6 protein-coding genes and 1 pseudogene are annotated in these 9,121 nt (G+C 69.4%); all 7 read right to left on the reverse strand.

All coding sequences use genetic code 11. The features are described from left to right. Nucleotides 1-194: 194 nt before the first annotated feature. Entirely contained in the window at nt 195-2,855 is a 2,661-nt protein-coding gene (locus D7X74_RS35535) for a carboxypeptidase-like regulatory domain-containing protein (RefSeq protein ID WP_158622344.1), read from the reverse strand. 92 nt (nt 2,856-2,947) lie between these two features. Beyond that, nucleotides 2,948-3,187, reverse strand: a complete 240-nt coding sequence (locus D7X74_RS35540) for a hypothetical protein (protein WP_120537436.1) — start codon at nt 3,185-3,187, stop codon at nt 2,948-2,950. A gap of 84 nt (nt 3,188-3,271) precedes the next feature. Next, on the reverse strand, nt 3,272-4,333 hold the full coding sequence (locus D7X74_RS35545) for an HTTM domain-containing protein (RefSeq protein WP_120537437.1): 1,062 nt from the start codon (nt 4,331-4,333) through the stop codon (nt 3,272-3,274). Further along, nucleotides 4,330-5,013 carry a DUF5819 family protein gene (locus tag D7X74_RS35550; RefSeq protein WP_147444521.1) on the reverse strand — a complete coding sequence of 228 codons (684 nt, stop codon included), beginning with the start codon at nt 5,011-5,013 and terminating at the stop codon, nt 4,330-4,332. Before D7X74_RS35550 ends, D7X74_RS35545 begins: the two co-directional genes overlap by 4 nt. 250 nt (nt 5,014-5,263) lie before the next feature. Beyond that, nucleotides 5,264-7,405: an alkaline phosphatase gene (locus D7X74_RS35555; protein WP_120537439.1), complete on the reverse strand. Its 2,142-nt coding sequence runs from the start codon at nt 7,403-7,405 to the stop codon at nt 5,264-5,266. Between the two features lie 276 nt (nt 7,406-7,681). After that, nucleotides 7,682-8,767, reverse strand: coding sequence for a recombinase RecA (gene recA, locus D7X74_RS35560; RefSeq protein WP_120537440.1), 1,086 nt, complete (start codon nt 8,765-8,767; stop codon nt 7,682-7,684). Between the two features lie 112 nt (nt 8,768-8,879). Next, nucleotides 8,880-9,121, reverse strand: a pseudogene (locus D7X74_RS43280) (hypothetical protein); the annotation flags it as partial.

The following is a 9,121-nucleotide window of genomic DNA, read 5'->3' on the forward strand; positions in this document are numbered from 1 at the left end:
GCCCCCAGCAGCCCCTGCAATCCCTTGCGTGCGCCCACGATGCATTCCTTCCCGGCCCTGTTCCATCCCAGGGAGTCGTTTCCACGCAAAACAGCACAAAGCCGTAAAAACGAAAAGCCCACTTGAAACACAAAGGGCCGCGCGGGGAGCATCCCCACGCGGCCCCGGACAGGCGCTGGTGCATCACGCATGCATCAGAGCAGCGGCAGCGCCATCACCAGCTCCTGCTGCACGGGCTGCTGCGCGACGTTGACGGGCCGGCAGTCCGAGCGGGGCGCCGCCGAGCCCCCATCCGTCTGGGTGGGCAGCGCCATGGCGGACACGCAGAGCTGGTATTCGCCCGGGTTCACGCCTTCGAAGCGCGCGGGCTGCGCCATGGACAGGGCCTGGACCTGCGCGGGCTGGCTGGCCCCCTGGAGCTTCTCGATGAGGAGCACCCGGGCCTCCTGGGCGCGTGTGCCCTCCGCGGCCTGCGCGCGGACCAGCACCGTCACGCCGCCTTCGGGAAGCGTGAGGTCCACGCGGGCCGTCTGCTTCGCCTGGATGTTCGCCGTCGTGCGCTGCACCTGCTGGCCTCCCCCCGACTCCGTCACCGCCAGCACCGAGTACGTCGCCGGCGCCAGGTTGTCGAAGTGGAAGGTGCCGTCCGTGCCCGACGTCCCGCTGACGCCACCCGCGGGCGCCGCCGGGTTGGTGACGATGATCAGCGCGCCGCTCACCGGCTGGTTGCCCTTCTTCACCGTGCCGTCCAACTGCCCCGTGGCCGACAGCCGCAGGTCCATCTTCTGGTCCGCCACGCCCGCCAGCAATTGCGTGAACTCCGAGCGTCCCTCCTGGAAGTGCTCCGCGGACAACTGGAGCGGCGAGATGGGAAGCCCCTCGAACACGTAGCTGCCGTCTGGCCTCGTCCTCACCTGCTGGAGTCCGTACTCCAGCGCCGCCGCCGACCCCACCACCACGCCCACGCCCTTCAACGGCTGCGACACGCTGACCGTCGCGTCCGCCACCGGCGCGCCCGCTGCGTTCACGACGCGCCCCTGGAGCTGCCGCCCGCGCTGGACCACCACGTCCCCCAACGACGTCTCCTGTCCCTCCTGGATGCGCACGCCCGGCACGGTCTTGTTCACGAAGCCCTTGCCGGTGACGTACAGCGTGTGTTCGCCCGCCGGGACGCCCTGGAGGTGGAAGCGCCCATCCCCGCCGCCGTGGGGCACCGCGCCCGCGCCGCGCACCACCACGGAGAAGTCGGTGGGCGGCACCTGATCCTCGCGGACGACCCGGCCCGTGAGCGTGCCGCCCAGGCTCAGCTTCAGCACCGGCTCCATGCCGCCCGTCTCCGCCTGCACCGGCGGCGTCAGCCAGGGCAGCCGCTGCTGGAGCGTGGTGCCCGGCGGCGCGGCGCGCAGCAGGTAGGTGCCCGGCAGGAGGCCCCGGAACTCGAAGCGTCCACCCGGATCCGCGGTGGTGATGAGCTGCCCGCGCAGCGTCTGCTCGGACCGGCCCCGCATCCGCGCCCCCGTCAGCTCCGCCGACACCACGGCCTCGCCCACCGGCTGACCGCTGGAGGACTCCACCCGCCCCCGCAGCACCTCCGCCGCGGACAACACCAGCACCACCGGCGTCTGGCGCACCGCCTCCTGGGACAGGTCCACGAACTGCGTGCCGGACGTCGCGCGCTCGTGCTTCGCCACCACCGCCACCCGGCGCTGGGGCAGGCCCTCCATCTCGAAGCCGCCGCGCGCATCGGCCGTGGTCTGCCGCGCCAGCGTCCGCCGCGCGCCCTCGTCCAGCGCCACCCGCACCACCGCATAGGGCACCGGCGCCCCGCGCGCATCCTCCACGCGGCCACTGAAGCGCGCCGCGTCCGGCACGGTGATGGTGATGCCGGACTGCTCGCTCATGCCATCCAGCCGCACGGACGCGGACGTGCCCGGCGCGACGCGCGGCCCGGAGGCCGTGAACTGGTAGGCCCCCGCGCCCAGGTGCTCGAAGCGCCACGCGCCCCGGGCGTCCGTCTCCACGCCGTCCCCGCGCGCGTCCGTCAATGACAGCAACGTGTTGGTCGTCTCCGGCACGGGCACCACGACGACGCCCGCCACCGGCTTGCCCCGCGCGTCCACCACCGTGCCTGACGCCGCCGCGCCGCCCCGCAGCGCCACCGTCACCTTCTGGGCCACGTCCGCCGCGTCCACCACCTGGGCCACCTGCCACGACGGCGCGAAGCCCCGGGCGGACACCTTGAGGACGTGGCGCCCCACCGGCAGGCCCTGGAGCAGCGCACGGCCCTGCGCGTCCGTGGTGCCCAGGACGGTCTGCTGCGCGCGCAACTCCACGGCCGCGCCCGCTACGCCGCGGGCCTCCGCACCCTCCACCACCGTCACCTCCAGCGACGCCGCCGGCCGCAGGTGCAACACCAGGGGCTGCGTCTCGTCGCTCAGCCACAGGCCCACGGGGCCCGCCAGCAGGGCGCCGTGCCGGGCGACGACCTGGTACGCGCGGGGCGACAGGCCCGTGAAGTCGAACGTGCCGTCCTTCCCGGTGCGCACCGAGCGCGGCGGGCTCGTGTCCAACACCACCGTGGCCCCCTCCACCGGGAGCTCCTCCGGGTCCAACACCAGGCCCTGCACGTGGAAGCCGCCCGGCCGGTCCTCGTCCGGCACCAGGGGCAGCGGCGACAGCTCCGAGAGCCCCGCCCCCCGGGCGGAGACATTCGCCGAACGGACCGCGAGCGGCGTGGCCGGGGCATCCTCACGCGCGGCGACGACCGCCGGGCTTGCGTTCGGCTCGCGCAGCGCGAACCAGAGGAGGAGGCCTGACACCAGCGCTCCCAGCACCCACGGAACCCAACGCCTCATGGCCATGTCCTCAAGGAAAAGGAGGGGCCGCGGCGAAAGGCACCGCGGCCCCGGTTGTCACGTGACGCTTCTGGAGACGAACGTCGCCGCGCTTAGCGGTCGAACGTCGCGTCGCTCAGCACGGGGGCGGCGCTCGCCGAGGCGTTCGCGGCCGCGCCGTAGTACTCCACCCAGTAGAACTCGTCGTCGCCGATGACGATGATGATGATGTCCTGGGCGTTGGTGGTCGGGCCGTCGTAGTTCGCGCCCGTGGCCGCGGCGGAGGCCGGCACGGAGTACGAGGAGGCAGCCAGACCCGCGACGAGACCGAACAGCGCAAGCAGCTTCTTCATGGGGGCAATTCCTAGCGTTGGGGGTTTTGAACAGCCCTGACGCTCGGCTCCGGGGCCCCAGAGCTTCACGCCAGTATCCACCCTCTATGCGGCGGGAGGGTGAGATCCTGTGGACGGCTCCGCCAGGGCTTCGACAGCCACCGGGGCGGAGGGGGACTGCGTACGGGGAAGGAAGCGCTGGCGCAGACGCGTCAGGAAGCGGCCGATGGCGCGGTATTCGTCATCGCCCATCAGCGCCAGGTCCACGGACGTCATGAACAGCGAGAAGGTGACCAGCCCGAGCACCAGCGCGATGCCCACGTGGAACGTGAACCCCATCACCACCGCCAGCCTGCGGCTGATGGGATTGAGGAAGAGCAGGAACGGGAACGCGACCTGGAAGGCCACCGTGCAGTACGACAGCGCCGTCACCACGAAGGCGTCGCGGTAGATCCACTCCGTCACGCCGGGAATCACGAACTGCCCGCTGCGAAACGCGTAGTAGAGCGCCGTGCCGTCCTGCCACACCCCGCCCTGCACCTTGTAGAGCCCGGCAAGCCCATACACGAGGCTGATCTGCACCGCGAACGCCAGCATCGCGGTGTTGTGGAACAGCGCGCCCACCCTCGCCCAGGGCCCCGGCTCGGCAGGCCCCTTCGCGCGCCGCCGCTCCGCGTCCATGGAGAAGTGCGCGCTGACGTCCGCGAAGCACGCGTACACCAGGATGAGGTGGATGATGTTGTCCCCGCCATCCCAGATGCCCGGGAAGCGCTGGTGCAGCGACCACAGGAACACCCACTGCAGGGGCGTCAGCCAGCGCGCGCGCCAGCCCACCATCCACAGCACCGCCACCAGGATGCCCAGGTGGTAGCAGACCTCGAAGAACAGCGGCGACGCGCTCCAGGCATAGACGGAGAAGTTGCGCGTGTGCGCCAGCTCCGCGACGAACGTCTCATACGGCCACAGCCCGGACGGCCCGAACAGGTAGCGCCGCTGGGAGTAGTTGATGAGGTATTCGATGAGCACCGCCGCGCCCGCGACCAGCCGGAACAGGCTGGCGCCCATCAGGTAGCGCGGCTGGGATTGCCAGGCGGTGAAGGCCGCCCAGGCCCCCGCCAGGGACGACGGCGGCCCCGACGAGGCAGCGGTGGTGGACGGCCCGCTCATCGCGCCTCCACCGCTTCAATGGGCTGCCAGGACAACTCCATCCACGTCGTGTCACCCGGCGCGTCCGCGTTCATGCGCTGGGAGAAGGGCGGGGCCTTGATGGTCGCCATCCGCACCCGCACCTCGCGGGTGCGCAGCTGGGGATACAGCGACGTGCACGCCGCGGACGCCACGCGCCCCAACAGCCGCCGCCCCTGCTGCTTGCGCTGCTGGCGCTGGGCCTCCGCCGCCGCCACCGCCTGCCGGTAGCCGTCCGTGTCCTCGGGCTTCTCCAACAGCCGGGTGGTGATTTCATCGTCGGCCGCAGTGAGCTGGCTCAGCCCCGCCACCTGCGCGCGCTCCAGGCGGTCCGCGGGCGTCAGGCGATAGCGCTGTTTCAAATCCAGCAGCGGCGACGTGACGTTCACCCAGGGCTCCTCGCGTGAAACACCCGCCGCGTCCTCGCCCCGGCACGCCACGAACACATGGCGTGTCTTGGCTTCCACGTCGGGCGCGAACAGCGTCCAGCGTTGGTAGAAGAATGGCTGCATGTAGCGGTCCACCACGCCAAGGACAGACAACTTCACCGGGTTGATGGGCGTCAGGAACGCCAGCGTGAAGGCGAAGTGGATTGCCAGACCGAACAACAGCACCGCGGGCAGCACCTTCTGGAAGGCGTGACCCAATTGCTGGAATTTCATGATTGCCCGGAGACCACGGGAGGTCTTGCAGAACGAATCAAGCGGCAGCGTCGTGAATATCAGTAACACGCACGAAAACTTTGCGTCAATACAGCCACCTGATTTCACCGTGGTTGAAACGGATTGAGCCCCTGCCCAGGCGTCTGGCTGGACCCACGTGTGACAGGACGGGTTACAAAAGCAGCGGGGCCGCGTGGGGGAGTGTCCCCACGCGGCCCCGGAGGCCCTACGGTGTTTCAGCCGGCCCGTCTCAGGCGGGCTGGATGTCGTTGTTCTTCACGCGGAAGGTGTGCGCGGTGAACTTCGACTCCAGCTCGCTGCCGTCGCGCTTGGAGTAGTCCTTGGCCACTTCCGCGGCGGGGATGAGGTGGAAGGTGGCGAGCGTCTCATCCGCCTTCACCTCCACCAGCACGAAGCCGTGCGAGTCCGCGTCCGCGAAGCGCAGGCCGGCGTTGGAGTCCTTGAGCGTCTTCTCCATGTTGGTGACGGCGTACCCGTACACGGGCGCGCCCGAGGCGTAGCCCGCGCCCAGCAGGGCCAGGCCCGCCAGCTCCTTGATGGAGCCGGAGGTGATGCCCGGCGCCGTCAGCGTGGGCACGCCCTCCTCCACCGACGCGAACGACGCGTGGATGTCGCCGGAGAGGAACAGCGCGTTCGTCACGCCCTTGGCCTTGAGCGTGTTGAGCATCACCTTCTTCTTCGTGGGGAAGCCGTCCCACTGGTCCACGCTGAAGTAGAAGCGCTGGCGCAGCGTCGGGTCGTAGATGTCCGACTTCGCGCGCAGGTCCCAGATGAGCGCCGACAGCGACGTGGAGCTCACCACCATCTTCCAGGTGTTGGTCGCCGTGGTGAGGGTCTGGTTGAACCACGCCTCCTGCTCGGGGCCGAAGACGTCCTCGCTCGCGCCCGCGGACAGCTGGTACTTCACCGCCGCGAACAGGTCGAAGGTGTCCTTCACCACCACGTAGCGCGAGCCCTGGATGTTGAAGAGCGCGCTCTTGCCCATGTGCGCGTACGCCAGGCCCCGGGGCTTGTCCCCCGCGGCGATCTGCAGCGCGGCGAAGCCCGCCGCCTTGAACACCTGGTTCACGTAGAAGAGCGCCACCGGGCCCTTCACCCAGGTGGCCACCTTCTGCGCGGCCTCCGCGTCCGTCAGGCCCGCGGCCTTCGCCTGGCTCAGGTACGCGCCCTGGAGCACCTGCTTGTGCTGCGCATAGGCCGCGTCGTCGATGTTCACATACGCGAACGTGTCCGCCTGGAAGACCTGCTTCACCGCGTCCGGCTGGTTCGCCAGCGCCGCGCCCAGCAGCGTCGCGTCCAGCGCCACCGCGCCGGGGTACGCGTCCTCCGGGATGAGGTGGTCCGGGCGGTAGCTGCGGTAGTCCGTCACCAGCAGCTTCAGGTGCCGGCCGTACTCGAAGTCACGGAAGATGCGCGTGTTGGGGAAGCGCGGCTCGCTGTCCACGTTGACGACGCCCTCGGACGTCTGCGCGGTGTCCAGCGGGATGAACTCCAGGAACGCCTGCTCCGCGTTGTGCTTGCGGTCCAGCTGCGTCTCGTCCCGCTTGCCGTCCTCGTACGTCGCCACGTCCTTCCAGCAGTCGTCGGAGAACTCGTGGTCGTCCCAGGTGATGATGAACGGGTAGCGCTCATGCACCGCCTGCAGCTGCCGGTCGCTGCGCACCGTCTTGTACAGGTCGCGGTAGTTGGACAGCGAGTTGGCCGCCAGGAACGCGGTGACGCCCGTGCCCTGCGCCAGCGCGCCCTCGGGCTCGCTGAAGCGCACGGAGCGGGCCCCGCCGGAGGACTGGAACGACGTGTCGCCCGTCGTCTCGTAGACGTAGTCGCCCAGGAACACGACGAAGTCCAGGTCCTCGCCCAGCTGCAACAGCCGCTGCCACGCGTTGTAGTAGCGGCCGATGAAGTCCTGGCAGCTGGCGAAGACGAACTTCACCGGCACGTCGTCACCGGCGGCCGGCGCGGTGCGCGTGCGCCCGATGCGCGTGGTGTTCTTCTGGCCGTCCTGCTCGTAGGAGAAGCGGTAGTAGTACGTCGTGCGCGGCGACAGGCCCGTCACCTTCACCTTCACCGCGTGGTCGTGCGCCGCCAGCGCCGTCAGGTCCTTCTTGTCCAGCACCAGCGAGGAGAAGTCCTCCGTCGTGGAGACCTCCAGCCGCAGGGTCAGGTCCGAGCCAGCGCGCGCGGCGTCCTCCACGCGCACCCACAACACCACGCTGTCCGGACGCGGATCCCCCGACGCCAGCGACTGCGGGAAGTAGGGCGAGCCATCCGACGTGACCGTCGTCTCGTCGTCGGAGCATCCAAAGGTCGTCGTCGCCGCGACAGCAACCACGGCTTGCAGGAACGTGCGGCGTTTGAAGGGGTTGAACAAGGCGGTGGACTCCAGCGGGAATCGGGTGAAGGGGTGTTTCCCGGGCCGCGAAGTCTAGAGGCGCTTCCCCCTCCACACGAAACATCCCCGCGACACACCCGCATGACCTCACGCGTCACGCGTCCGTCACCCGCCTGCCCGTTCCCCCACACGCCCTGAAAGGGAAAGGGGCCGACTGCCATCGCTGGCGGTCGGCCCCCTTCTTCCTTCAGGTCCGTGTGCGCCGCTCCCCCCGGAGGAACGCGCACGGACTGTCTTTGGACGCAGCGTATGGGCCTACTTCACGGCCTTCACGCGGGGACGCTTCTCCCCTTCCGCGGGCTCCGCGGGGGCTTCCGCCGCAGGAGCGCCGGCGGCCGCCTTGCCGATGCCGTACTTCTCCAGCACCAGGTTTTCGATCTCCTTCTGGGTTTCCGGGTGCTCGCGCAGGTACTCCTTCGCGTTCTCCCGGCCCTGGCCGATGCGCTCTCCCTTGAAGGAGAACCAGCTGCCGCTCTTCTCCACGATGTTCTCGTTGGAGGCGAGGTCGATGAGGTCGCCCTCACGGGAGATGCCCGTGCCGTACATGATGTCGAACTCGACTTCCTTGAACGGGGGCGCGACCTTGTTCTTCACGACCTTCACGCGGGTGCGGCTGCCCACCACGTTCTCGCCGTTCTTGATGGCGCCCACGCGGCGGATGTCCATGCGCTGCGACGCGTAGAACTTCAGCGCGTTGCCGCCCGTGGTGGTCTCCGGGTTGCCGAACATCACGCCAATCTTCATGCGGATCTGGTTGATGAAGATGACGCACGTCTGGCTCTTGGAGATGGTGCCCGTGAGCTTGCGCAGGGCCTGGCTCATGAGGCGCGCCTGCACGCCCATGTGGGCATCTCCCATCTCACCCTCGAGTTCCGCCTTCGGCACGAGCGCGGCCACCGAGTCCACCACCAGCACGTCGATGGCGCCCGAGCGCACCAGCATCTCCGCGATCTCCAGGCCCTGCTCGCCGGTGTCCGGCTGGGACAGGAGCAGGTCGTCGGTGCGCACGCCCAGCTTGCGCGCGTAGCCCACGTCCATCGCGTGCTCCGCGTCGATGTAGCCGCACACGCCGCCGCGCTTCTGCGCCTCCGCGACGATGTGCAAGCAGAGCGTCGTCTTGCCGGAGGACTCCGGCCCGAAGATTTCGATGATGCGCCCGCGCGGCACGCCGCCCACGCCCAGCGCGATGTCGAGCGAGATGGACCCCGTCGAAATGGCCTGGATGTCCTTCATCATCGGCTCGTCGTTGCCGAGCCGCATGATGGAACCCTTGCCGAACTGACGCTCCACCGCCGCCAGCGCCAGCTCGATCGCCTTTTCCTTCTCCTGATTCACGGCCATTTCTCGTCGCTCCTTGGAAGAGTGGGCCACCCCGGCCCACCTGAACGCGCTTTTAGTACGCGATGGGTAGACCCTAGTCCACCCCTCTGACATCCGTTTTGGGTTCTGCCGGTCAGCTCTTGCGCAGGGCAGCCAGGAAGGCGGCCACCAGACCGCCCAGCCCCGCCACCCAACCGGCCGGGACGTCCGGCACCAGCAACATCCACAACCCCGCCCCGGAGACGACCGTCAGCAGCGCCAGGGCTCCGCGATACAGGGGAGAGCCCACCGAGGCAACCGTCAGCAGCACCAGGGACAGGAGGCTCAGGAGCCCCTGGAGGATGACCAGCCCGCCAGGCGCGACCAGCCCCGTCA

It is taken from the genome of Corallococcus sp. CA047B (genome assembly GCF_003612065.1).
GTDB lineage: Bacteria > Myxococcota > Myxococcia > Myxococcales > Myxococcaceae > Corallococcus > Corallococcus praedator.